Here is a 22,860-nt window from a genome sequence, read left to right as displayed (position 1 = left end):
CCGCCGCATGCGGCCCGCCGCACGCGTGCGCGTCACCTTCCGTGAGCGCGGCCTCGGTCTCTGTGAGCGAGGCCGCCAGGCGGCCCGGCCGCGGGGGCGAAGGACAGAGGCCGCCGGGCGGCCGTGAGACCCTGGAATACGACATGCTTCCGACTCGAAAGCCTTGCCTGTGACCGCCACCGACCGTTCCCTCGAGCTCATCGAAACCGCCGCGCAGGCGGCCGCCGACAAGCTCGCCCACGACATCGTCGCCTACGACGTCAGTGACGTGCTCGCCATCACCGATGCCTTCCTCCTCGCCTCGGCCCCCAACGACCGGCAGGTCAAGGGCATCGTCGACGAGATCGAGGAGCGCCTGCTCAAGGAGCTGGGCGCCAAGCCCGCCCGCCGCGAGGGCGAGCGGGACGGCCGCTGGGTGCTGCTGGACTACGTCGACATCGTCGTCCACGTGCAGCACAGCGAGGAGCGGGTCTTCTACGCCCTGGAGCGGCTGTGGAAGGACTGCCCCGAACTGAAACTCCCCGAGGACGCCGAGGCGACCCGCGGCAAGGGCGCCGAGCACGCCAACGCGGCAGGCGCCGAGGGGGAGGACGCCGCGGCGGACACGTCCGACGAGCTGGACGGAGAGCTGCGCTGAACGGCACCGCGGCGGTCCGCAACCGCAAGATCGTTCTGTGGCGGCACGGCCAGACGGCGTGGAACCTCGAACGCCGCTTCCAGGGCACGACCGACATCCCGCTGACCGACGCGGGGCTCGACCAGGCGCGGCGTGCCGCCCGGCTGCTGGCGGCGCTGCGCCCGGACGCGATCGTCTCCTCCGACCTGCGGCGCACCGTGGCCACCGCGACCGAGCTGGCCGCCCTCACCGGGATCGACGTCACCTACGACGAGGGCCTGCGGGAGACCTACGCGGGTGACTGGCAGGGGCTCACGCACGAAGAGATCGTCGCCCGCTACGGCGAGCAGTACGCGGCCTGGAAGCGGGGCGAGCCGGTGCGGCGCGGCGGCGGCGAGCTGGAGACGGAGGTCGCCGACCGCGCGGCACCCGTCGTGGAGCGCAGCGCCGACAAGCTCCCGGACGACGGCACCCTCGTCGTCGTCAGCCACGGCGGCACCATCCGGACCACCATCGGGCGGCTCATCGGCCTTCCCTCCCCGACCTGGGAGGCGCTGGGCGGCCTGTCCAACTGCAGCTGGTCATTGCTGGGTGAGACGGTGCGCGGCTGGCGGCTCATGGAGCACAACGCGGGCAGCCTGCCCGAGCCCGTGCTCGGGGACGACGACTGAGCCGGCGGCTCCTGCCGGGACCGGGTGGCGGGGTGGCCGAGGTCGGCGGCCCTCGGGCCGATTTCTCATTCGGCCTGGCCACCCGCTAGGATTCTTCTCGTTCGCGGCACTCAGGTGCCGGAGCGCGGGGCTATAGCTCAGTTGGTAGAGCGCTTGCATGGCATGCAAGAGGTCAGGAGTTCGATTCTCCTTAGCTCCACGGAAGTGAGAGGCGAGATGTGTCTGCGGGAAGCGCAGGCCATCTCGCTTCCTTCGTTTTGCGCGGCTTCGCCGCGCTTTGTGGGCTTCGCCACCCCCGCCCCCGACGCGGGCTCGGCGAGAGAGACGGTGCTCTCTTCGGACGGTGTCGCCCTTCCTCCGTGTTCTCTCTTCGTCCGTGTTCTCTCTTTCTGCGGTTCGGAAGTCCTTTGCGGGGAAGCGGCGTAGGAGGCGGGGCCCCGCAGCGGATCGCTGACCGGGCCTTAAGGCAGGGCTGCGGAACGTGGCAGAATCGTGACGGCTGGAGGGGGGAAGGCCCAGGGAGGGACGAGTGCGATGCCGGCGACGGTCCTCGGCGAGGACGCCACCGAGCCCGCATCCGCATGGTCCCCGCCCCGCCAGGAGCGCCCCAAGGGCGTCCCGGACAACCTGCAGTGCCCGTCCTGTGGTTCGGCGAACGTCGCCCAAGTGCTCGGCGACAATGGAGGAGTGTCCTACGTGTGCACGGCTTGCGGCCACATCTGGAGCTGAGTGAGCGATGGGTGCCCACAGCAGGAAGTGCGACTGGTGCGGCAGCGGCACCCCGATCGTGCGCGACATGGAGCCGGCCAACAGCGCGTACCAGTACTGGTGCGAGGACTGTGCGCGAGCGCTGATCATAAAGGGCGACCCGATCGAGACCTACCGTGAGCTCGACGGTGAGCCGATCTACGGACGCCTGCTGGACGCCCACTGCGCACTCAAGCGGTTCTACTCCTTCGCGACGGCCTGACTCCGCGCCGCCGTCCTGACACCTTCCGTCGTCCCGCGCCTCTGACGTCTGCCGCCGGCCCGCCCCGCTGAGATCTGCCGCTCTCCCGCACTCCGCCCGCGAAGGGCCCGCAGCGCCACGACCGCCGTCAGCACGAGGAACGCCGTCCCGGCGAGCGGGTAGCAGGCGGACAGCAGCATCTGTGCGCCGTTCTGGCCCAGTTCGGGGGCGCGGGCGGCGTCCGCGTCGCGGGGCACCCACCAGAGCGCGTAGGTGCAGAAGACCGCCATCGTCGCCGCGGCCGCGGCCACCCAGCGGCGGCCGGCACGGCGGTGCGCCTCGGTGCCGAGCAGCAGCACCAGCGGAACGCACCACACCCAGTGGTGGGACCAGGAGATGGGGCTGATCAGCAGCGCCGTCACCGCGCAGGCGACGGCCCCCCACGCGGAGGCGTGCGGCAGCCGCCGCTGTCCGGCCAGCGTGGCCGCCGTCGCGGCTCCCAGCCCCAGCACGGCCGCCGTCACCGCCGCCGCGACCCACAGCGCACCCGGATCGCCGGTGTGCAGCAGACGGGCGGCGACGCCGCTCAGCGACTGGTTGTCGGTGATCTCGGTGCGACCCACCCGTCCCGACTGGAAGAGGGCCTCTCCCCAGAAGTGCCGTGAGTCGCGCGGTAGCAGCACGGCGGACAGCAGCGCGGTGGCCGAAAAGGTCGCGGTGGCCACGGCAGCCTGCCGCATCCAGGGGTTCCACAGCTCGTTCGCGCGGCCCGTACGGCGCACCCTGCTCACGCCGTGGACGAGGCCGCACAGGGCGAGGAACACCGCGAACAGTGCGGGGGTGAGCTTGATGCCCGCCGCGACACCGATCCCCACCCCCGCCCAGCGGTGCCCCTCGCGCCGCGTCAGGTCCCACAGCACCAGCACGGCCAGCAGCAGGTTGATCTGCCCGTAGCGCAGCGTCGTCCACACCGGTTCGCACCACACGGCCACCGCGGCGATCACCAGCGTCGCGGCGGTACGGGGGACGCGCAGTGGGCGGTCCAGCAGCCGCAGCGTCAGATGGACGAGGGCCACCAGCAGGCCGAGATTGACGAAGGTCGCCACGCCCCGCATGTCCGTCACGTCCAGCAGCGTCAGCGGCATGAACAGCAGGGCGGCGAACGGCGGATACGTGGTCGGCAGGTCGGCGTGGGTGGCCCGCATCGCGTACAGGTCGTAGCCGCCGCGGACGGTCCATCCCTCCGCCCGGTAGACCATCAGGTCGATCATCGAGACGTCCGCCGTGCGCTGTGCCGCCCAGAAGGCGGCGAAGGACACCATGCACAGGGCCGCCGCCAGCGTGACCGGGCGGCGGAGCAGGTACCCCCTGAGCGTCGGTGTCCCTTTGCTCTCGACGGCCTGTTGCAACGTGCTCACGGGGCGACAGTACCGGCTGGTCAGTGGCGGGAACGGGTGGCCCGTGCCGCCCGTCCCCGGTGCGGCGGGAAACCGATTTGGCGAAACGCCGCCCACGCCGTGTAAGCTGGCGGAGCCGCCGCGGGGAAGACCCCGGCGGACCACCCCACGGGGCTATAGCTCAGTTGGTAGAGCGCTTGCATGGCATGCAAGAGGTCAGGAGTTCGATTCTCCTTAGCTCCACGGAAGCGAGAGGCGAGGTGTGCCTGCGGAGAGCGCAGGCCGTCTCGCTTCCTTTGTTTTTGCGGCTTCGCCGCGTTTGTGGGGGCTTCGCCACCCACACCCCCTTTGAGGGTTGCCGGCCGAATTGGGGTCAACCCCTCGCGAGCTCTGTTGTGTTGGTTGGGGGGGCTGTCTTCGTCTCTCCGGGTTTGGCTCTGTCGTGTCGTCGGGGTGGAATCGGAGGGATGATCTCTTCGTGCTGGGTCTCCCGGGCTCCGGTTGGGCTCCTTTTCCCGTGCGGTACCCTGAGCGCTATGCGTGCCGTACGCCTTCTGCTTAGCGAGCCGCGCTGAACCACTGCCGGTCCCTTCTCCGCGGACCGGAATCGGCGCGGCTCCCCCTCCTGTGCGAGGGGTTTTTTCGTTTCAGGAGCGCTGGGCAGAGACGACCGATGGAGCTTTGAGGACGATGAGCGAGACCACCACCGCCGCCGAGACCGCGGCCCCGTATCGCTACACGGCGGCGCTGGCTGCCGACATCGAGGCACGCTGGCAGGACTTCTGGGAGAAGCAGGGCACCTACGAGGCGCCCAACCCCGGCGAGGGCCCGCTGGGCGGGGAGCCCGCGACGGCCGCCAGGCCCAAGAAGTTCATCATGGACATGTTCCCCTACCCCTCGGGTGCGGGGCTGCACGTCGGGCACCCGCTGGGCTACATCGCCACCGATGTCTACGCCCGCTACCAGCGCATGACCGGGCACAACGTGCTGCACACCCTGGGCTTCGACGCCTTCGGGCTGCCCGCGGAGCAGTACGCCGTGCAGACGGGCACCCATCCGCGGACCTCGACCGAGGCCAACATGGTCCAGATGAAGGCGCAGCTGCGCCGCCTGGGCCTGGGCCACGACCAGCGCAGGTCGTTCGCGACGATCGACCCCGAGTACTACCGCTGGACCCAGTGGATCTTCCTGCAGATCTTCAACTCCTGGTACGACGCCGAGGCCCGCACGGCGCGCCCCATCGAGGAACTGGTCGAACAGTTCTCCTCCGGCGCCCGCCCGACCCCCGAGGGCTGGGGCGCGTGGAGCGAGCTGAGCGAGCGCGGGCGGGCCGACCTGCTGGGCGAGTACCGGCTGGCCTACGCCTCGGACGCGCCGGTCAACTGGAGCCCGGGCCTGGGCACCGTGCTGGCCAACGAGGAGGTGACCGCGGACGGGCGCTCCGAGCGCGGGAACTTCCCCGTCTTCAAGGCGAAGCTGCGCCAGTGGAACATGCGGATCACCGCCTACGCGGACCGGCTGCTGGACGATCTGGACGACCTGGACTGGCCCGAGGCCATCAAGCTGCAGCAGCGCAACTGGATCGGCCGCAGCGAGGGCGCCCGTATCGCCTTCCCCGTGGGAGACGCGACGATCGACGTCTTCACCACCCGCCAGGACACCCTCTTCGGCGCCACCTACATGGTGCTGGCGCCCGAGCACCCGCTGGTCGCCTCCATGGTCCCTCAGGCATGGCCCGAGGGCACGCACGAGGTGTGGACCGGCGGTTACGCGACCCCCGCCGAGGCCGTCGCGGCCTACCGCGCGCAGGCGGAGGCCAAGTCGGACGTGGAGCGCCAGGCGGAGGCCAAGGACAAGACCGGTGTCTTCACCGGCGTCTACGCCACCAACCCGGTCAGCCAGGAGCAGGTGCCCGTCTTCATCGCCGACTACGTGCTGATGGGCTACGGCACCGGCGCGATCATGGCGGTGCCCGCGCACGACCAGCGCGACTTCGAGTTCGCGCGCGCCTTCGAACTGCCGATGCGCTGCGTCGTGGAGCCGAACGACGGCCGCGGTCTGGACCCGTCGGCGTGGGCGGACGCCTTCAGCTCCTACGACGCCGCCCTGGTCAACTCCACGGGCGAGGGCATCAGCCTGGACGGCCTGGGCGTGGCCGAGGCCAAGGAGCGGATGCGGCGCTGGCTGGAGGAGCACGGGCTGGGTGAGGGCACGGTCAACTTCCGGCTGCGTGACTGGCTGTTCAGCCGGCAGCGCTACTGGGGCGAGCCGTTCCCCCTCGTCTACGACGAGGACGGCATCGCCCACCCGCTGCCCGAGTCGATGCTGCCGCTCCAGCTGCCCGAGGTCGAGGACTACTCCCCGCGCACCTTCGACCCGGACGACGCCGACACCTCTCCCGAGACGCCGCTGTCGCGGAACGAGGAGTGGGTCCACGTCACGCTGGACCTGGGCGACGGCAAGGGCCCGCGGCGCTTCCGCCGCGAAACCAACACCATGCCCAACTGGGCGGGCTCGTGCTGGTACGAGCTGCGCTACCTGGACCCGCGCAACGACGACAAGCTGGTCGACCCCGACGTCGAGCGCTACTGGATGGGCCCGCGCGAGGGGCAGCCGACCGGCGGTGTGGACCTGTACGTGGGGGGCGCCGAACACGCGGTGCTGCACCTGCTGTACGCGCGCTTCTGGTCCAAGGTGCTGCACGACCTGGGGCACATCTCCTCGGCCGAGCCGTTCCACAAGCTGTACAACCAGGGCATGATCCAGGCGTACGTCTACCGGGACGCGCGCGGTATCGCCGTGCCCGCCGCCGAGGTGGTCGAGCGCGACGGCGCGTACTACTACCAGGGCGAGAAGGTCAGCCGCCTGCTGGGCAAGATGGGCAAGTCCCTGAAGAACGCGGTCACCCCGGACGAGATCTGCGCGGAGTACGGCGCCGACACGCTGCGGCTGTACGAGATGGCCATGGGGCCGCTGGACGTCTCACGGCCCTGGGACACCCGTGCGGTCGTCGGCCAGTTCCGGCTGCTGCAGCGCCTGTGGCGCAACGCGGTGGACGAGGCGACCGGCGAGACGACCGTCGTCGACACGGAGCCGGACGAGGCGACGCTGCGCGCGGTGCACAAGGCGATCGACAGCGTCACCCAGGACATGGCCGGACTGCGCTTCAACACCGCCATCGCGAAGATCACGGAGCTGAACAACCACGTCACCAAGCTGGGCGAGGTTCCGCGTTCCGTCGTGGAGACGATGGTGCGGCTGATCGCCCCGCTGGCTCCCCACGTCGCGGAGGAGCTGTGGCGCAGGCTGGGCCACCAGGAGAGCGTCGTCTACCAGGACTTCCCGCTGGCCGACCCGGCCTACCTGGTGGACGAGACGGTCACCTGCGTCGTCCAGATCAAGGGCAAGGTCAAGGCCCGCCTGGAAGTCTCGCCCTCCGCCTCCGAGGCGGACCTGGAGGCGGCGGCCCTGGCCGAGCCCGTGGTCGTCAGGGCGCTGGGCGGCGCCGAGGTGCGCAAGGTGATCGTCCGCGCGCCGAAGCTGGTCAACATCGTCCCGGCCTGAGTCTCCCGGCCCCTGACTTCCGGCCTTGGGCCTCCCCGGCCTGGTCGCTGCGGTCTGAGTGTCCGGGCCGACCCCTACGGGGCTTCACGGGGGCTGCTCCGGGTTCTGCGGAACCCGCGGCGGCCCCCGTCCGTTTAGGCTGAACGGAGACGGTGGGACGGACCGACGACGGAGGAGCGACCTGTGGACGTGGCAGTCGTCATCGGGCTGGTGTTTGTGCTGGCCGTCCTCGCCCTGGTCACGGTCGCGACCGTGCGGGGCGTGCGAGCCGTCAAGACAGGCGTGGAGCGCACGGGCGCGCAGGTGCGCCGTACGGTCGAGGAGACGACGCTCAAGGCCCGCTCTGCCCAGCCGGGACCGGTCGGCGAAGCCGCCCGCATCCGCCTGGAGTTGCGCAACTCCATCGACGGAACGCGCGCCGCACTGGAGGCCGGCGCCCGCGACGACCCGGGGCTCTCCGACGCGGTCCACCTGCTGGACCGCCTGCACGAGCACGCCCGCCAGCTCGACGGCGAGCTGCGGCTCCTGATGGAGCACGAACCGGACAGAACGCGGGTCACCGGGAGGCTTCAGGACGCGCGCGAGCGGATGCACCGCATCAAGGAGTCCGCCGACTCGCTGCGCTTCGCGGCCCAGGACCGGGCACGCCAGTTCGACGCCGAGGGGCTGGACGCGCTGCGGGGCCAGATCGACATCGAGTCCGGCGCCCTGCGCCACTGGACCCCGAGCCCGGCCCGTGAGTCCGACCCGACCGCGAGCGCGCCCGCCGACGCGGAAGCGCAGCGGTCCACCAGCGGAAGGAAGCGCGAGACGCCCCCCGCAACGAACCGGCGAGGTACCGGAGAAGCCGCCGGGGGAACCGAGAGCCGGCCCGAGCTCGGCCCGTCGGGGCAGGGTCTCGACCCGTCGTGGACCGACCCGGCGGCCGACCGTGGGCGTACGCCGCACACGTTCGGGAAACGACCCCCGCGCAGCGCCTCCTGAGCCCGCCCCCTCACCCGCCCGATACGCTCCGTTCCATGCACGGCCGCCTCGCGATCATCACGGACTCCACCGCCTACCTGCCGCCCCAGGCCCTGCGGCGGCACGCGATCGAGGCCGTGCCGCTCACCGTCGTACTCGGTGACGAGGCGCTCGAAGAGGGCACGGAGATCTCGGCCCGCTCGCTGGAGGCCGCGCTGCGCGAACGGCGCCCCGTGACCACGTCCCGGCCCAGCCCCGACACCTTCGCCCGTGCCTACCGGGCCGCCGCACGAGCGGGGGCCGAGGGCATCGTTTCGCTGCACCTGTCCTCCGAGTTCTCCGGCACCTACGACGCGGCCCTGCTGGCGGCCAGGGAAGCCTCCGTCCCGGTGCGGGTCGTCGACACCGGCGTCGTGGCGATGGCCCTGGGTTTCTGCGCCCTGGCGGCCGCCGAGACCGCCGAGGCGGGCGGCACGCTGGACGAGGCCGTGGCCGCCGCACGGAAGCGTGCGGAGGCCACCTGCGCGGTCTTCTGCGTGGACACGCTCGACTACCTGCGCAGGGGCGGCCGGATCGGCGCGGCACAGGCCCTGCTGGGCTCGGCACTCGCCGTCAAGCCGCTGCTGGAGGTGGAGGACGGGCGCATCGGAATGCTGGAGAAGGTCCGTACCGCGTCGAAGGCCGTCGCCCGCCTCGAAGAGATCATCGTGGACCGCGCGGCGGACGCCCGGGTGGACATCGCCGTCCACCACCTGGCCGCGGCCGAACGCGCGGCCAAGCTCGCGGAACGCTTCCGCGAGCGAGTACCCGGACTGCGGGAACTGCACGTCAGCGAGGTGGGCGCCGTCATCGGCGCCCACACGGGGCCTGGGCTGCTGGGGGCCGTGCTGTCCGTCAGGTGAGGCTCGTTCAGCCAGGCTGCTCTCCCGGGCGCTTCACGGCTCCGCGCAGCTGCTCTCACCCTTCCCCCGGTGTCCCCCGGGTGGGTGAGCGAGTTATCCACAACTCGCGGGTTCTCCACCGGATTCGAGCAAGATCATCATGCGGTGACAGGGCTGCCTACCGTCCTGGACATGAGCGAACGAGTGGGAGAGCCCGGAGCGGAGCGCGGGGTACGGGGGCGCCCGCAGACGTGGGTGACCGACGCGGCCGACGCGGCCTCGGCGCGTGCGGCAGCGCGCGGAGCACCGAGCGGCCGGAGGCCGCCGCCGCGCTGGGCCGATGGCGACGACGACGCGGGGACGGCCGGCCCGCCCGGGGCCCGCGGAGGAGAAGCGCCGGCCCCGGCCGGTGGCCAGGGCGGGGTGGTGGGGGATCCGGGAGGTGCACAGGGCGGGACGGGGGGCCCGCGTGGGGAACGGGACGGCGTAGCCGTCGCGGGCGGCCGGGCCGACGTGCGCGCGGCCGGCGCGCTCAGCCGTCGTCCGGCCCGGCGCCGACCGCCCCGAGGTCCGCGGGGCAATCCGGGCACGGGCCCGGGCCGGCGGGACGGACACCGTCTCGTACGCCGCTCGCGGCGCACGGCACCCGATCCGGGAGGGCCGGCCACCCGAGCAAGGTCGCTGCTCGCCGATCCCCCACTCCGGGATGAGACGGCTCCGTTCCCTGAGACGGCGTCGCTTCGTGAGACGGCGCAGCTCCCGGGCGAGGCGCCCCCTCTCCACGAGGGGGCGCCGCCTCCCGGCGCACCTTTCGCTGAGCCACTTGGCGAGCCACTCGCTGAGCCGTTCGACGGGGCGGACGAGCTGCCCGAGCCACGCGCCAGGACCCGCCCTCTCGTTGAGCGGCCCGCGCCCGAGCACGAGGCGTGGGCCGCGCCCCGCGCCATGCCTCGGGCGGAGGCCATCGCCATGCCCCGGGCGGAGGCCATCGCCATGCCCCGGGCGGAGGCCATCGCGACGGCCCGCGAGGCCGTCCAGCGGAGCCGCAAGCGGTTGCACCCGGGCCCGGGGCGGGGGCGTGCAGAACCGGAGGAGGAGTGGAGCAGCGGCGCGGGCCGGTCGCCGGGCACCGGGCCCCACCGTGGCGAGCGGCCGGAGCCTCCCAGGAGCAGGCAGCAGGCGGGAGGACGCGCTGGAGGGAGTGCAGGAGGAGCGGAACACCTGCCGCCTGCCGCACGGCGGCACGGGGAGGAGCACACGGGGCAGCACGACGAGGACGAGGACCATGGGCCGGGCGACGGCTCCGAGCCGGGGCGGGTGGGAGGCGGGTTCTTCACCGAGCGCGACGGGGAGCGCGGAGTGCGGGCGGGGCTGCCCTGGCGGGAGCGCTGGGGGCTCGCACTGGAGGAACGGCTGCCGACGTGGCTGCGGCTGCGCTGCGGAATCGAGCCGAAGACACTGGTGGCGCTCGTGTTGGTGCTGCTGGTCGCGGTGGGGTTCGCGGTGCACCACTTCTGGACGGGCCGGCCCCAGGGCGTCGCCGTCCCGAGCGCGGAAGGCGCCCCGCAAGGAGGCCCGACAGCGCGCTCACCGGGCGGCGCTTCCCCCGGCCCGGGCTCTGGCGGTGAGCCCGCGGCCTCCACCAGCGCGTCGCCGGGCAAGCGGCTCGTGGTGGACGTATCGGGAAAGGTGCGCGATCCCGGAGTCCACCGCTTGCCTGCGGGATCGCGGGTGACCGACGCGCTGGAGGCGGCGGGCGGGCTCCGCAAGGGGGCCGACACCAGTGGGCTGAACCGGGCGCGGCTGCTGGTGGACGGGGAGCAGATCGTCGTGGGGAAGCCCGGCAAGGGCGGGGCCGCCGCGCCGCCCGGCGCCACCGCGGGCGGCGGTGCGTCCACCGGCGCGGCGAGCGGCGGGCCCGCGGCACCGGTCAGCCTGAGCGCGGCCACCCCGGAGCAGTTGGAAACCCTCCCGGGCGTCGGGCCCGTGCTGGCCCAGCACATCGTGGACTACCGCACGGAACACGGCGGCTTCACGTCGATCGACCAGCTCAAGGAAGTGAACGGCATCGGCGAGAAGCGGTTCGCGGACATCAAACCCAAGGTCACACCGTGAGCACGAGCCGCCGACGGGCGGCAGCCTCGGACCCGGCTCGTCCCGACGGCCGCCCGGGCGAAGCGGAAGCAGCACAGACACCGAAGGAGCCACGGGACTTACGGCTGGTCGGGCCCGCACTGGCGGCCTGGGCGGCGGCCGCCGGAGCACTGGGCGTCTCCGGGACGCGGGCGGCGGTCGGTGTCGCCCTGAGCGGCCTGGCCGGGCTCGTGCTGGTGGCCCTCGCACTGCTGGGCGGGAGCGCGAGGGCCGGCCCCTCCGCGCGAGCCACCACCCCGACCGGTGCTGCGGACCGGGCGGCCCCCGGGTCCCAGGCCCAGGCCGGCACCGGGATGCGCAGGCGCACCGTGCTCCTCGGCGCGGCGGTCTGCCTCCTGTGCGCGGCGGCCGCGGGCGGCAGCGCCGCGCTCCACGCGGCCGATCTGCACAGGGGGCCGTTGCCCGAGCTGGCCGAAAGGCAGGCGGAGGCGACCGTCGAGGTCACCGTCACGAAGGATCCCCGGGCGACCCGGCCCCGGGTGTGGGGATCACAGCAGTCGCCCGGAGTCGTGGTGGTCCAGGCGGAGGCGGTCGCCCTCGTGGCCGGGGACGACTCCAGGACCCGGCTGCGCACACCGGTACTGCTCCTGGTCAGGCTGGACGGGGAGGAGGGCGGAGCGGGGGAGGGGAGGGGCAAGGGAAGCACGGAGGAGGGGAGGGGCGAGGAAAGCGGCCGGGACAGCGGCCCGGAGGCGAGCGCCGCGCCGTCCCGCGCCGCCTGGCTGCGGTTGCTGCCCTCCACCCGCCTCCGGGTGCACGGCGACCTCGTGCCGCCCGACTCCGACGGGCGAGGAGGCGGGGACATCGCGGCGGTGCTGCGGGCCGACTCGGGTCCGCCCGAGGTCGTCGGGCGGCCGACAGCCGTGCAACGGGCCGCGGGCCGGCTCCGCGCCGGGTTGCGGAACGCCGTCACCGGTCTCGACGAGGACGCGCGGGGGCTGTTGCCGGGGCTGGTGGTCGGCGACACCTCCGGGCTGAGCCGGGAGCTCGAGGAGGCCTTCCGTGCCACGGACATGACGCATCTGCTCGCCGTGAGCGGAGCGAACCTGTCGATCCTGCTGGTCCTGCTCATCGGTCCGCCGGGGCTCGCGCACCGGGCGGAGCGGCGGGGGCTCGCTCCCCGACTCGGGCTTCCGCTGCGGACCACGGCGGTGGTCGCGGCCATGCTGACACTGGGCTTCGTCGTGGTGTGCAGACCGGAGCCGAGTGTGTTGCGGGCGGCGGCCTGCGGGCTGATCACGGTATGGGCGATCGGCACGGGGCGGCGGCGTTCGCTGTTGCCCGCCTTGGCCGCGGCGGTGCTGGTGCTGGTCTTCTACGACCCCTGGCTGGCGCGCGACTTCGGATTCCTGCTCTCCGTGCTGGCCACCGCGTCCCTGCTGACGGTGGCGCCCTGCTGGTCCGCGGCCCTGCGCAGACGAGGGTGTCCGGGCAGGCTGGCGGAAGCCCTGGCCGCGGCAGCCGCGGCGCAGGCCGGATGCGCGCCGGTGGTCGCGGTGCTGGCGGCGCACGTGAGCCTGGTGGCGGTGCCGTGCAACCTGCTGGCGGAGTTCGCGGTCGCGCCGGCCACCGTGCTCGGCTTCGCCGCGCTGGTGGCCGCGCCGCTCGCGATGCCGGTGGCGAAGGCACTGGCGTGGCTGGCGAGCTGGCCGGTGGAGGCCATCGCGGGCATCGCACGGACGGGCGCGGAGTTGCCCGGCGCGGAGATCGGCTGGCCGGGGTCCTGGTCGGGGGCGCTGGGGCTCGCGGCGCTGCTGGCGGGGCTGATCCTGGTGGCGGCCCGGCTGCGGCTGCCGTACCGGCCGTGGTGGTGTGCCGCGTGCGTGCTGGCACTGCTGGTGGCGGTGGTGCGGCCGGTGCCGCTGGTCCGGCCGTTCACGGGGTGGCCGCCGACGGGGTGGCGGATGGTCGCGTGCGACGTGGGCCAGGGCGACGCGCTGGTGCTGGCCGTGGACGCGGAGCGGGGTGGGGCGGGCGGAGCCGTGGTGGTGGACGCCGGGCCCGATCCCGCAGCGGTCGACCGGTGTCTGAGCCGGCTCGGCGTGACGTCGGTGCCGTTGGTCGTGCTGACGCACTTCCACGCCGATCACGTGGCGGGCCTGCCGGGGGTGTTGCGGGGCAGGAAGGTGGGAGCCGTCGAGACGACGGGGCTGGCGCGGCCCCCAGGGCAGGCGGAGTTCGTGCGCGAGGCGGCACGGCGGGCGGGGGTGCCGGTGCTCACCGCCCGCGCGGGCGAGCGGCGCCGCGTCGGAGACCTGCGATGGGAGGTGGTGTGGCCCCAGGCCACGGGAGGCGGTGTGCCGGAGGGAAGCGGCGGCAGTGGGGGAGGGAGCGGCGAGGCTGACGGGGAGAGTGGGGAGAGCGGGGAAGGCGCCAACGACGCGAGTGTCACACTGCTCGTCCGTACGGCGGGTCTCAGCCTGTTCCTGCCCGGCGATCTGGAGCCGGAAGCGCAGCAGGGACTGCTGGCACTGCGGCCTGATCTGCCGCGGGCGGACGTGCTGAAGGTGGCGCACCATGGTTCGCGCTTCCAGGATCCCGAGCTGCTGCGGCGGCTGCGCCCGCGGGTGGCCCTCGTCTCGGCGGGGCGCGACAACCCCTACGGGCATCCGGCCCCCGAGACGCTGGATGCGCTGGCCGCCGCGGGGGCGCTGGTCGCGCGGACGGACCGCAACGGGGCACTGGCACTGGTGCGGCGCCCGGACGGCACCCCTGCCGTGGTCACCCAGCGGGGCGACCCGGTCGCGGCGGGAGGGACCCCGGGCCACACAGCGGCGCCGGGCCACACAGCGGCGCCGGGCCACGCATCGGCGTCGGGTCACGCGGTGGCGCCGGACTACACGGCGGCGGGGCGTTCGGTGGCATCGGGGCACGCGGCGGCAGCGGGGTACGACGAGCGTGCCGGGCGGCTCAGTCGGTCTCCAGCCAGCCCTCGTGTTCCTCCGCGAGGGAGGCCAGGAGGGCGGTGTCGTAGGCGGCGTGCGGGTCTTCGAGGACGACCAGCCACTGTGCGTCCTCCGCGTCGTCCTCCCCGGCGAGGGCGTCGCGGACCAGTTCGGGCTCATCAGGGAGGCCGAGCCGCAGCTCCAGCTGGACGGCCACCTCCTCGGCCGCGTCCCTGTCGGGCAGTACCAGTACATGCCGCGTGTCGCTCACCGTCACCGGGGCATTCTCCCAGCGGAGGGCCCTGCCGGGGCGGCGGGGGGCTCGGTTGCTCCTGGCTCGGTTGCTCCTGAGGGCAGACCACCGCGAGTGGGACCGAGCCTGGCGTGGGGGCCGGTGCCGGGGCCGGGAGGTGCTCAGCTGTCGGTGCGGCGTGGGATCCTGGTCGGAATGGCTGCGCGTAAGAAGACCTCCGACGATCCGCTGGCCCCCGTGACCCTCGCGGTGGGCCAGGAGGAGCTGCTCATCGACCGGGCCGTGCGGTCTGTGATCGACGCGGCGCGGGCCGCCGACGCCGACACCGATGTGCGTGACCTCGCCTCGGGGGAGCTTCAGCCGGGCACGCTCGCCGAGCTGACCAGTCCCTCGCTGTTCGCCGAGCGGAAGGTCGTGGTCGTGCGCGCGGCCCAGGACCTGGCGGCGGAGACGGTCAAGGACGTGAAGGCGTACCTGTCCGCGCCGGTGGAGGAGATCACTCTTGTCCTCGTGCACCCGGGCGGCGCGAAGGGCAAGGGGCTGCTGGACGCGGCACGCAAGGCGGGCGCGCGCGAGGTCGAGTGCCCGAAGATGACCAAGCCGGCCGACCGGCTGGCCTTCGTGCGCGGGGAGTTCAGGACGCTGGGGCGTTCGGCGACGCCCGAGGCGTGCCAGGCGCTGGTCGACGCCATCGGCAGCGACCTGCGGGAGCTGGCTTCCGCCTGCACGCAGCTCACCGCCGACGTCGAGGGAACGATCGACGAGGCCGTGGTCGGCCGCTACTACACGGGCCGGGCGGAGGCCTCCAGCTTCACCGTCGCCGACCGGGCGGTCGAGGGCAGGGCGGCCGAGGCGCTGGAGACGCTGCGCTGGGCGGTGTCCACCGGTGTCGCGCCGGTGCTGATCACCAGCGCGCTGGCCCAGGGGGTGCGGGCGATCGGCAAGCTGGCCGGCGCCCCGCGCGGGGCGCGCCCCGGCGACCTGGCGCGGGAGCTGGGCATGCCGCCGTGGAAGATCGACCGCGTGCGCCAGCAGATGCGTGGGTGGACGCCGGACGGCGTGGCTGCCGCGCTGCGGGCCGTCGCGGAGGCGGACGCGGCGGTCAAGGGTGCCGGCAGCGATCCGGAGTACGCGCTGGAGAAGGCCGTCGTCACCATCGCGGGCGCCGCCCGCTCCCGCTGACCGAAGCCCGGCCCGGCCCTTTCCCGCAGGCCCCCACGTCTCGCCGACTCCTGCTGACCGACGAGCCCGCCCCTTCCCGCTGACCCGAGCCCTCCCCGCCCCTTCCGACATCCGGGCCCCGGCCCCGGCCCCGTGGGCGTAGGTGCCACTAGGCCCACGCCCCACAGACCCAGGCCTCCACCGGGGAGAGAGGGCCCCGGGCATGCGAAAGACCCCGCCGTTCCCTGGGGAAGAGGAAAGCAGCGGGGTCTTCCGTGGTGTGCTGTGTGTGCGCCGCACCCGCGTGGCGAACGCAGGCCGCGTGCGGAGCGCTGTCTCAAGCGGTGGTCCGGGCGTACGGCGGATGAGAGAGGGCCCGCCTCACGACGCCCGAGCCGGATGGGGCCGGTGCCCCGTCGAGCTGAGAGAGGATGAGAGAGGAGAGGTCAGCCGTTGACGGTGGAGACGTGCTTGGCCAGCGCCGCCTTCTTGTTGGCGGCGTTGTTCTTGTGCAGCACGCCCTTGCTGACGGCCTTGTCGAGCTTGCGGGCCGCCTCCTTCTGCGCCTCGGTCGCCTTGGCGGTGTCACCGGCGGCGACGGCCTCGCGGGTGCGACGGATCGCGGTCTTCAGCTCGGACTTGACGGCCTTGTTGCGCTGGCGCGCCTTCTCGTTCGTCTTGATCCGCTTGATCTGGGACTTGATGTTCGCCACGAAAGAGCCTTTGCGGTTCGGAGTTTCCAACGCCGGTGCCGTGGGGCACCGCATCAGTGCCATAAGGCACAGTCGCCCAGGCTACCAGTCGGGCACCTGCCCCTCCCAATCCCCTCGGTGTCCCGCACGCATGGGACCATGGTGTGCGACACACCCGCGCGAATCCCGCGAACCCAGCTCTATCCCAGCTCGACCCAGCCCCAGGACAGAACCAGCCCGACGACGAAGCCAGCTCGACGGCAGACCCTGCCCGACGACGAGACACCGTCCGACGACCAGACAGCGTCCGACGACGAGACACCGCCCGAAGATCCCGACAGGCCAGACCCGACAGGACACTGCGTGCCCGCGACCCCAACGAACGCGCCGGAGCCGAGCCGTACCGACCCGGCGCTGATCCGTAACTTCTGCATCATCGCGCACATCGACCACGGCAAGTCCACGCTTGCCGACCGGATGCTCCAGCTGACCGGCGTCGTGGACAAGAGGCAGATGCGCGCGCAGTACCTCGACCGCATGGACATCGAGCGCGAGCGGGGCATCACGATCAAGTCCCAGGCCGTGCGGATGCCCTGGGCGCCCTCGGACGATCCGGGCACCCCGCACGTGCTCAACATGATCGACACCCCGGGGCACGTCGACTTCACCTACGAGGTCTCCCGCTCCCTGGCGGCGTGCGAGGGGTGCATCCTGCTGGTGGACGCCGCGCAGGGCATCGAGGCGCAGACCCTCGCCAACCTGTATCTGGCGATGGAGCACGACCTCACGATCATCCCCGTGCTGAACAAGATCGACCTGCCGGCCGCGCAGCCCGAGAAGTTCGCGGCGGAGCTGGCGCACCTCATCGGCTGCGAGCCCGAGGACGTGCTGAAGGTCTCGGCGAAGACGGGCGAGGGCGTCGAGGAGCTGCTGGACGAGGTCGTCCGTCAGGTCACTCCGCCGACGGGGGCGGCGGACGCCCCGGCCCGCGCGATGATCTTCGACTCGGTCTACGACGCGTACCGCGGTGTGGTGACCTACATCAAGGTCGTCGACGGGCTGCTCAGCAAGCGTGAGCGCATCCGCATGATGTCGACGGGCGCCACGCACGAGCTGTTGGAGATCGGCGCGAACTCGCCGGAGATGAAGCCCGCAGACGGGCTGGGTGTGGGCGAGGTCGGCTATCTGATCACCGGCGTGAAGGACGTGCGCCAGTCGAAGGTGGGTGACACGGTCACCCAGCAGACCAAGGGCGCCGAGGAGCCGCTGCCGGGCTACAAGGACCCGAAGCCGATGGTGTTCTCGGGGCTGTATCCGCTGGACGGCTCCGACTACCCGCTGTTGCGGGACGCGCTGGACAAGCTGCTGCTCAACGACGCCGCGCTCACCTATGAGCCGGAGACCTCGGCGGCGCTGGGCTTCGGCTTCCGGGTGGGCTTCCTGGGGCTGCTGCATCTGGAGGTGATCCGGGAGCGGCTGGAGCGCGAGTTCGGGCTCGACCTGATCGCCACGGCGCCCAACGTGGTCTACCGGGTGGAGATGGAGGACGGCACCGAGCACGTGGTGACCAACCCCAGCGAGTTCCCCACCGGCAAGACCGCGACGGTGCACGAGCCGGTGGTGCGGGCGACGCTCATCGCGCCCAGCGAGTTCATCGGCGCGATCATGGAGCTGTGCCAGTCGCGGCGCGGCAGCCTGCAGGGCATGGACTACCTGTCGGAGGACCGGGTCGAGCTGCGCTACACGCTGCCGCTGGCGGAGATCGTCTTCGACTTCTTCGACGCGCTCAAGTCCCGCACCCGGGGTTACGCCTCCCTCGACTACGAGCCGACCGGCGAGCAGACGGCCGATCTGGTGAAGGTCGACATCCTGCTCCAGGGTGACAAGGTGGACGCGTTCTCCGCGATCGTCCACAAGGACAAGGCGTACTCCTACGGCACCCGGATGGCCAACAAGCTGCGCGAGCTGATCCCGCGGCAGCAGTACGAGGTGCCGATCCAGGCGGCGGTCGGTGCCCGCATCATCGCCCGCGAGACGATCCGCGCGATCCGCAAGGACGTGCTGGCCAAGTGCTACGGCGGGGACATCTCGCGGAAGCGGAAGCTGCTGGAGAAGCAGAAGGAGGGCAAGAAGCGGATGAAGGTCGTCGGCCGGGTGGAGGTGCCGCAGGAGGCGTTCATCGCGGCGCTGTCGACCGACGACAGCGGTGGTGGCGGCGAGGGCAAGTCCAAGAAGTAGCCCGCGTCCGACGCCGGGCCACAAGGCCTCCGAGCCCCGGGAAAGGGGCTCGGTGCCGTCACCCTCCGCTTCGGCGGCGTTCCGCGCAGCAGCCCCCTTACGTAAGGGGGCTGCTGCCTTTAGTCTGATCTCTGCTCAGTAGTTACTCGCCAGTCATAAAACTTGTCGGTCAGGCAGAGCCGGTGAGCGCGAGGCGACGCGGCGAGCCGACTCGAGCGAGCAGCCGACACACAGGACGCAAGGACGCGGGTCCCGGAGGATGGCGTGAGCGACACACAGTCCCTGATCGAGAACCGGCCGCCTTCCGTGGCGACGCTCTTTCTGGAGCGGGTCGAGGCCACCCCGGACGCGGAGGCCTACCGGTACCCCGTCATCCGTCCCGCGGGGCAGGGCGAGGGACCCGACGAGTGGCGCTCCTACAGCTGGCGCGAGTCGGCGGAGCGGGTCTTCTCCATCGCGGCTGGCCTCATGGACCTGGGGGTGCGCCCCGAGGAGCGGGTCGCCATCGCCTCCGGTACCCGGATCGAGTGGATCCTGACCGACCTGGGGATTCTGTGCGCGGGGGCGGCCACGACGACGGTCTACCCCAGCACGAACGCCGACGAGGTGGCCTACATTCTCGCCGACTCGGCCAGCCGTGTGCTGATCGCCGAGGACGCCACCCAGCTCGCGAAGGTCCGTGCGCACCGGGACGAGCTGCCAGAGCTGGCGCACGTGGTGCTGATGGACGGCGAGCCCGAGGCCGAGGACGCCGCGAGCGGCTGGGTGATCGGTTTCGCGGAGCTGGAGCGCCGCGGTGCCGCCTACCGCGAGGAACACCCGCGCGCCGTCACCGAGACGGTCGAGGGCCTGCGCGCCGACCAGCTGGCCACGCTGATCTACACCTCGGGCACGACGGGCAGGCCGAAGGGGGTAAGGCTGCCGCAGGACGCCTGGTCGTACATGGCCAGGGCGGTCCCGCAGGCGGGCCTGCTCACCCAGGACGACGTGCAGTACCTGTGGCTGCCGCTGGCGCACGTCTTCGGCAAGATGCTGATCTCGGTGCAGATCGACTCGGGCCACGTCGTCGCCGTGGACGGCCGGATCGACAAGATCATCGACAATCTGCCGGTCGTGCAGCCGACGAAGATGTGCGCGGTGCCGCGGATCTTCGAGAAGGTCTACAACGGCGTCGCCCAGAAGGCGCGGGCCGGCGGGCCGGCGAAGTACAAGATCTTCCTGTGGGCGGCCGAGGTCGCCCGCGAGTACGCGAAGGCGACGCAGGACAACCAGCGCCGCACCGGTGTGCCGGACGCGCCCGCCGGTCTCAGGGTCAAGCACGCCATCGCGGACCGGCTGGTCTACAGCAAGCTGCGGGAGGCGTTCGGCGGCCGCATGGTCGGCTGCGTGTCGGGATCCGCCGCGCTCGCCCCCGACCTGGGCTACTTCTTCGCGGGCGCCGGTATCCCGGTGCTGGAGGGCTACGGGCTCACCGAGTCGTCGGCCGCCAGCTTCTGCAACCGCAGCGACAACTTCCGTACGGGCACGGTCGGCAAGCCGATGCCGGGCACCGAGGTGCGGATCGCGGACGACGGCGAGGTCCTGCTGCGCGGCCCCGGCATCATGGAGGGCTACCACGGCCTGCCGGACAAGACCGCCGAGGTGCTGGAGGAGGACGGCTGGTTCCACACCGGCGACATCGGCGAGCTGTCCGAGGACGGCTACCTGCGGATCACCGACCGCAAGAAGGACCTGATCAAGACCTCGGGCGGCAAGTACATCGCGCCGGCGGAGGTGGAGGGCCAGTTCAAGGCCGTCTGCCCGTACGTGTCCAACATCCTGGTGCACGGTGCGGGACGGAACTTCTGCACGGCCCTGATCGCGCTGGACGAGCCCGCCGTCATGGCCTGGGCCGCGGACCAGGAGGACCTCAAGGGCAAGCCGTACGCGGAGGTCGTCGTCTCCGAGCAGGTGCGCGCCCTGGTGGACGGCTACGTCGAGGAGCTGAACAGCGGCCTGCAGCGCTGGCAGACGGTCAAGAAGTTCCGCATCCTCCCGCGTGACCTCGACATCGAGCACGGAGAGCTGACGCCCAGCCTGAAGATGAAGCGCCCGGTGGTGGAGAAGAAGTTCGGCGACCTGATCGACGAGATGTACGAGGGCGCCCGCGAGCGCTGAGCCCGCCGCAGCGCTCGCACACCGTTCGCGCGGCACCGTGCGGCTCGTTCAGATGCTGCGCAGCTCGCTCAGACGCCGCCCAGTTCGTTCAGACGCCGCGCAGCTCGTTCAGCGTGTCGGCCAGGTGGCTCACGTCGCGGGCGAGCCGCGCGGTGTCGGTGCCGCCGTCGGCCAGGTGGGTTTCGACCGCCTCGAGCCGGCGTGCGAAGTCGTCCAGCCGGTGCTGCTCCTCCGTCAGCAACTGGCACAGCCGGCGGCTCTTGCGGTCGAGGTCGAGGAAGACGCTCACTTTGGTGCGCAGCACCCAGGGGTCGAACGGCTTGGGCACGTAGTCCACGGTCCCGGTGGCGTAGCCCCGGAAGGAGGGGCCGGACTCGCGGGTGGCGTGCGGTCCGGTCAGGAAGATGACGGGGAGGTCCTTGGTCGGGTCGGAGCTCTTCAGGCACCGGGCTGTCTCGAAGCCGTCCATGCCCGGCATCGCGACGTCGAGCAGGACGAGCGCGATCTCCTCCCGTTCGAGGACGGTCACCGCCTCCGCGCCGGACGCCGCACGCGCCAGCGGGACGTGTAACGTCGAGAGCACGGCTTCCAGCGCGACGAGGTTGTCCTCCATGTCGTCGACGAGCAGGACGCCCGCGTCGTGTGGTGGGCGGCCGGTGCCCCTCGTGGATCCCCTGCTCATCGCTCCTCGTCGGTGTCGCCGGTGGTTGATTCTCGAACGGGTGGAAGGCGAGCACGGTACCCGGCCGTCGCGGTGTGTCAACCTTCGGGGGGCGCTTGGTGGTTAGGGGACGCTTTACTTCCCGGTGAGGGGATTTTCAGCCACCTTTTCCGTGACTCCACGCGTATGAGCGGGCCCCTTCTGTCACTCTTGCTTCACCGCGCTGAGCGGTGACGGAGCAGCTGGGCCAGGGGGAGAGGCACGATGCCGCACACGGAGGCGGAGGCGGAGACCGGCACGCGGGTCGCCGCCGGTCAGGGCGGCGGTTGGGCGGGTCAGGGTGCCCTCTCCTTTCTCGCGGAGGCCTCGGACCTGCTGGCCGGACACACCGACGAGGACAAGGTCGCCTCGCTCGCCGGGCAGTTGATGGTGCCCCGCTTCGCCGACTGGTGCGCGGTGTGGCTGCGGGACGAGGAGCGTCCCCGGCCGCCCCGGCTCGCCCGGGTGTGGCATGCGCAGGAGGGCCGCATCGCCGCGCTGCGCGCCGAACTCACCCTTCACCCGCCGCTGGGCACCCCCCGCGCCCTCCCGGGCCGGGCCGTCCCCTGGCACCGGCACCAGGAACCGGCCGGCGCCGCCGGGCTTGCCGGTGCCGAGGTCCGCTGCGACCTGGTGGTCGGTGGGCGCACCCTCGGTTCGCTGGTGCTCGGGCGGGAGGGGGTGCCGCGGTTTCCCGACGGAGTCCTCGGACTGGTCGAGGACTTCGCACGCCGGGTGGCTCTCGCCGTGCTCTCGGCGCGCCGCTACACCCTCCAGGCCACCATCAGCCAGGTCCTCCAGCGAGGGCTGCTGCCCAGTGAGGAGGTGCACGTCCCGGGCCTGGACACCGCGCTCGTCTACGAGCCGGCGGGCGAGGGGGCGTGGGCGGGCGGCGACTTCTACGATCTGCTGCGGCTGCCGTCGGGCCGCTGGCGCTTCGCGCTCGGCGACGTGTGCGGCAGCGGCCCCGAGGCCGCCGTCGTCACCGGTCTGGCCCGCCCCGTGCTGCGGCTGCTCGCCAAGGAGGGCTACTCGGTCACCGAGACGCTGAACCGGCTCAACCGCGAGGTGGGGGAGCAGGCACGGTTCCTGTCCGTCATCTACGGCGAACTGGCCTTCCGCGACGGGCTGGTGGACTGCACGCTCACCTGCGCGGGCCATCCGCTGCCGCTGGTGCGCGACGCCTCGGGCGCCGTCCGCACCGCCGCGCTCCCGCAGTTGCTGCTCGGTGTCGCACAGGAGGTGGACTACGACAGCCAGTCCTTCACCCTGCACCCCGGCGACACGCTGCTGTGCGTCACCGACGGTGTGACCGAACGCCGCAGCGGGCGGCACCTGTTCGACGACGGCGACGGGCTGGCCACCCTCTTCGCGGACTGCGCGGGCCTGGACGCGGGCGCCACCGCCGAGCGTCTGCGGCGCGCGGTCCACGCCTTCGCCCCTGACCTGCCCGCCGACGATCTGGCCATGCTGGTGCTCCAGGTGCCGAGCGGGCCACCGCGGCTCCCACACGACGTTCGAGCGCGCACGGACCTCCGTACCGCTTGAGCGCGGCCCGCACCCCGCACCCCGCCCGCCG

Annotated in this window: 16 protein-coding genes, 2 tRNA genes and 1 pseudogene; 15 read left to right on the top strand and 4 right to left on the bottom strand. The window is 72.4% G+C overall.

The annotated features are described in order from the left end of the window. The first annotated feature begins 169 nt into the window (after positions 1-169). The 5 genes from rsfS to MMF93_RS11000 all read left to right on the top strand — a co-directional run bounded on the left by rsfS (position 170) and on the right by MMF93_RS11000 (position 2,257). Entirely contained in the window at positions 170-637 is a 468-nt protein-coding gene (gene rsfS / locus MMF93_RS11020; protein WP_242751108.1) for a ribosome silencing factor, read from the top strand. Continuing rightward, positions 634-1,287 (top strand): histidine phosphatase family protein, encoded by a 654-nt coding sequence (locus tag MMF93_RS11015; protein WP_242757473.1) that lies wholly within the window; start codon positions 634-636, stop codon positions 1,285-1,287. The genes rsfS and MMF93_RS11015 overlap by 4 nt, the downstream gene beginning before the upstream one ends. 126 nt (positions 1,288-1,413) lie before the next feature. Further along, positions 1,414-1,486, top strand: a tRNA-Ala gene (locus MMF93_RS11010). Between the two features lie 335 nt (positions 1,487-1,821). Further along, positions 1,822-2,016 carry a hypothetical protein gene (locus MMF93_RS11005; RefSeq protein WP_242751106.1) on the top strand — a complete coding sequence of 65 codons (195 nt, stop codon included), beginning with the start codon at positions 1,822-1,824 and terminating at the stop codon, positions 2,014-2,016. Between the two features lie 7 nt (positions 2,017-2,023). Next, positions 2,024-2,257, top strand: a complete 234-nt coding sequence (locus MMF93_RS11000; RefSeq protein WP_114021268.1) for a hypothetical protein — start codon at positions 2,024-2,026, stop codon at positions 2,255-2,257. Here the strand turns inward: MMF93_RS11000 and MMF93_RS10995 are convergent. Next, positions 2,236-3,558 (bottom strand): glycosyltransferase 87 family protein, encoded by a 1,323-nt coding sequence (locus tag MMF93_RS10995; protein WP_242757472.1) that lies wholly within the window; start codon positions 3,556-3,558, stop codon positions 2,236-2,238. The genes MMF93_RS11000 and MMF93_RS10995 overlap by 22 nt on opposite strands. A gap of 245 nt (positions 3,559-3,803) precedes the next feature. Between MMF93_RS10995 and MMF93_RS10990 the strand changes: the two genes are divergently transcribed. The 6 genes and pseudogenes from MMF93_RS10990 to MMF93_RS10965 all read left to right on the top strand — a co-directional run. Continuing rightward, positions 3,804-3,876, top strand: a tRNA-Ala gene (locus MMF93_RS10990). A gap of 447 nt (positions 3,877-4,323) precedes the next feature. Next, positions 4,324-7,197, top strand: coding sequence for a leucine--tRNA ligase (leuS, locus tag MMF93_RS10985; RefSeq protein WP_242751103.1), 2,874 nt, complete (start codon positions 4,324-4,326; stop codon positions 7,195-7,197). 183 nt (positions 7,198-7,380) lie between these two features. Beyond that, complete coding sequence (locus tag MMF93_RS10980; protein ID WP_242751101.1) at positions 7,381-8,181, top strand: hypothetical protein; 801 nt, start codon at positions 7,381-7,383, stop codon at positions 8,179-8,181. 35 nt (positions 8,182-8,216) lie between these two features. Continuing rightward, positions 8,217-9,062, top strand: coding sequence for a DegV family protein (locus MMF93_RS10975; protein ID WP_242751099.1), 846 nt, complete (start codon positions 8,217-8,219; stop codon positions 9,060-9,062). A gap of 948 nt (positions 9,063-10,010) precedes the next feature. Then, on the top strand, positions 10,011-11,156 hold the full coding sequence (locus tag MMF93_RS10970; RefSeq protein WP_242751097.1) for a ComEA family DNA-binding protein: 1,146 nt from the start codon (positions 10,011-10,013) through the stop codon (positions 11,154-11,156). Positions 11,157-11,488: 332 nt separating this feature from the next. After that, a pseudogene (locus MMF93_RS10965) lies at positions 11,489-13,906 on the top strand (ComEC/Rec2 family competence protein); the annotation flags it as partial. 199 nt (positions 13,907-14,105) lie between these two features. Here the strand turns inward: MMF93_RS10965 and MMF93_RS10960 are convergent. Then, on the bottom strand, positions 14,106-14,351 hold the full coding sequence (locus MMF93_RS10960; protein ID WP_242757470.1) for a hypothetical protein: 246 nt from the start codon (positions 14,349-14,351) through the stop codon (positions 14,106-14,108). Positions 14,352-14,528: 177 nt separating this feature from the next. Between MMF93_RS10960 and holA the strand changes: the two genes are divergently transcribed. Further along, positions 14,529-15,515: a DNA polymerase III subunit delta gene (gene holA, locus MMF93_RS10955; protein WP_242751095.1), complete on the top strand. Its 987-nt coding sequence runs from the start codon at positions 14,529-14,531 to the stop codon at positions 15,513-15,515. Positions 15,516-15,940: 425 nt separating this feature from the next. On the opposite strand, the gene rpsT is transcribed toward holA, so the two are convergent. Continuing rightward, entirely contained in the window at positions 15,941-16,207 is a 267-nt protein-coding gene (rpsT, locus tag MMF93_RS10950; RefSeq protein WP_242751092.1) for a 30S ribosomal protein S20, read from the bottom strand. A 342-nt stretch (positions 16,208-16,549) separates the two neighbouring features. Here rpsT and lepA point away from each other — a divergent pair, with 342 nt between their 5' ends. Beyond that, the gene (lepA, locus tag MMF93_RS10945; protein ID WP_242751090.1) at positions 16,550-18,424 is read left to right on the top strand and encodes a translation elongation factor 4; all 1,875 of its coding nucleotides are present in this window, start codon (positions 16,550-16,552) and stop codon (positions 18,422-18,424) included. Positions 18,425-18,688: 264 nt separating this feature from the next. After that, positions 18,689-20,581: an AMP-dependent synthetase/ligase gene (locus MMF93_RS10940; RefSeq protein ID WP_242751087.1), complete on the top strand. Its 1,893-nt coding sequence runs from the start codon at positions 18,689-18,691 to the stop codon at positions 20,579-20,581. Positions 20,582-20,669: 88 nt separating this feature from the next. Here MMF93_RS10940 and MMF93_RS10935 read toward each other — a convergent pair whose 3' ends face one another. Beyond that, the gene (locus MMF93_RS10935) at positions 20,670-21,263 is read right to left on the bottom strand and encodes a response regulator (RefSeq protein WP_242751085.1); all 594 of its coding nucleotides are present in this window, start codon (positions 21,261-21,263) and stop codon (positions 20,670-20,672) included. 243 nt (positions 21,264-21,506) lie between these two features. Here MMF93_RS10935 and MMF93_RS10930 point away from each other — a divergent pair, with 243 nt between their 5' ends. After that, positions 21,507-22,829 carry a PP2C family protein-serine/threonine phosphatase gene (locus tag MMF93_RS10930; RefSeq protein WP_423835397.1) on the top strand — a complete coding sequence of 441 codons (1,323 nt, stop codon included), beginning with the start codon at positions 21,507-21,509 and terminating at the stop codon, positions 22,827-22,829. The last annotated feature ends 31 nt before the right edge of the window (positions 22,830-22,860 follow it).

The organism is Streptomyces tubbatahanensis, from assembly GCF_022699385.1.
Lineage (GTDB): Bacteria > Actinomycetota > Actinomycetes > Streptomycetales > Streptomycetaceae > Streptomyces > Streptomyces diacarni.
Note: the sequence above shows the minus strand (reverse complement) of the source record. Positions and strands in the feature narration are given on the sequence as shown.

Coding starts and splice junctions, on each gene's coding strand:
- MMF93_RS11005 (WP_242751106.1), top strand. CDS start 1,822: ATGCCGGCGACGGTCCTCGGCGAGGACGCCACCGAGCCCGCATCCGCA.
- MMF93_RS11000 (WP_114021268.1), top strand. CDS start 2,024: ATGGGTGCCCACAGCAGGAAGTGCGACTGGTGCGGCAGCGGCACCCCG.
- MMF93_RS10995 (WP_242757472.1), bottom strand. CDS start 3,558: ATGGTGTCCTTCGCCGCCTTCTGGGCGGCACAGCGCACGGCGGACGTC.
- leuS (WP_242751103.1), top strand. CDS start 4,324: ATGAGCGAGACCACCACCGCCGCCGAGACCGCGGCCCCGTATCGCTAC.
- MMF93_RS10975 (WP_242751099.1), top strand. CDS start 8,217: ATGCACGGCCGCCTCGCGATCATCACGGACTCCACCGCCTACCTGCCG.
- MMF93_RS10970 (WP_242751097.1), top strand. CDS start 10,011: ATGCCCCGGGCGGAGGCCATCGCCATGCCCCGGGCGGAGGCCATCGCG.
- holA (WP_242751095.1), top strand. CDS start 14,529: ATGGCTGCGCGTAAGAAGACCTCCGACGATCCGCTGGCCCCCGTGACC.
- MMF93_RS10935 (WP_242751085.1), bottom strand. CDS start 21,263: ATGAGCAGGGGATCCACGAGGGGCACCGGCCGCCCACCACACGACGCG.
- MMF93_RS10930 (WP_423835397.1), top strand. CDS start 21,507: ATGCCGCACACGGAGGCGGAGGCGGAGACCGGCACGCGGGTCGCCGCC.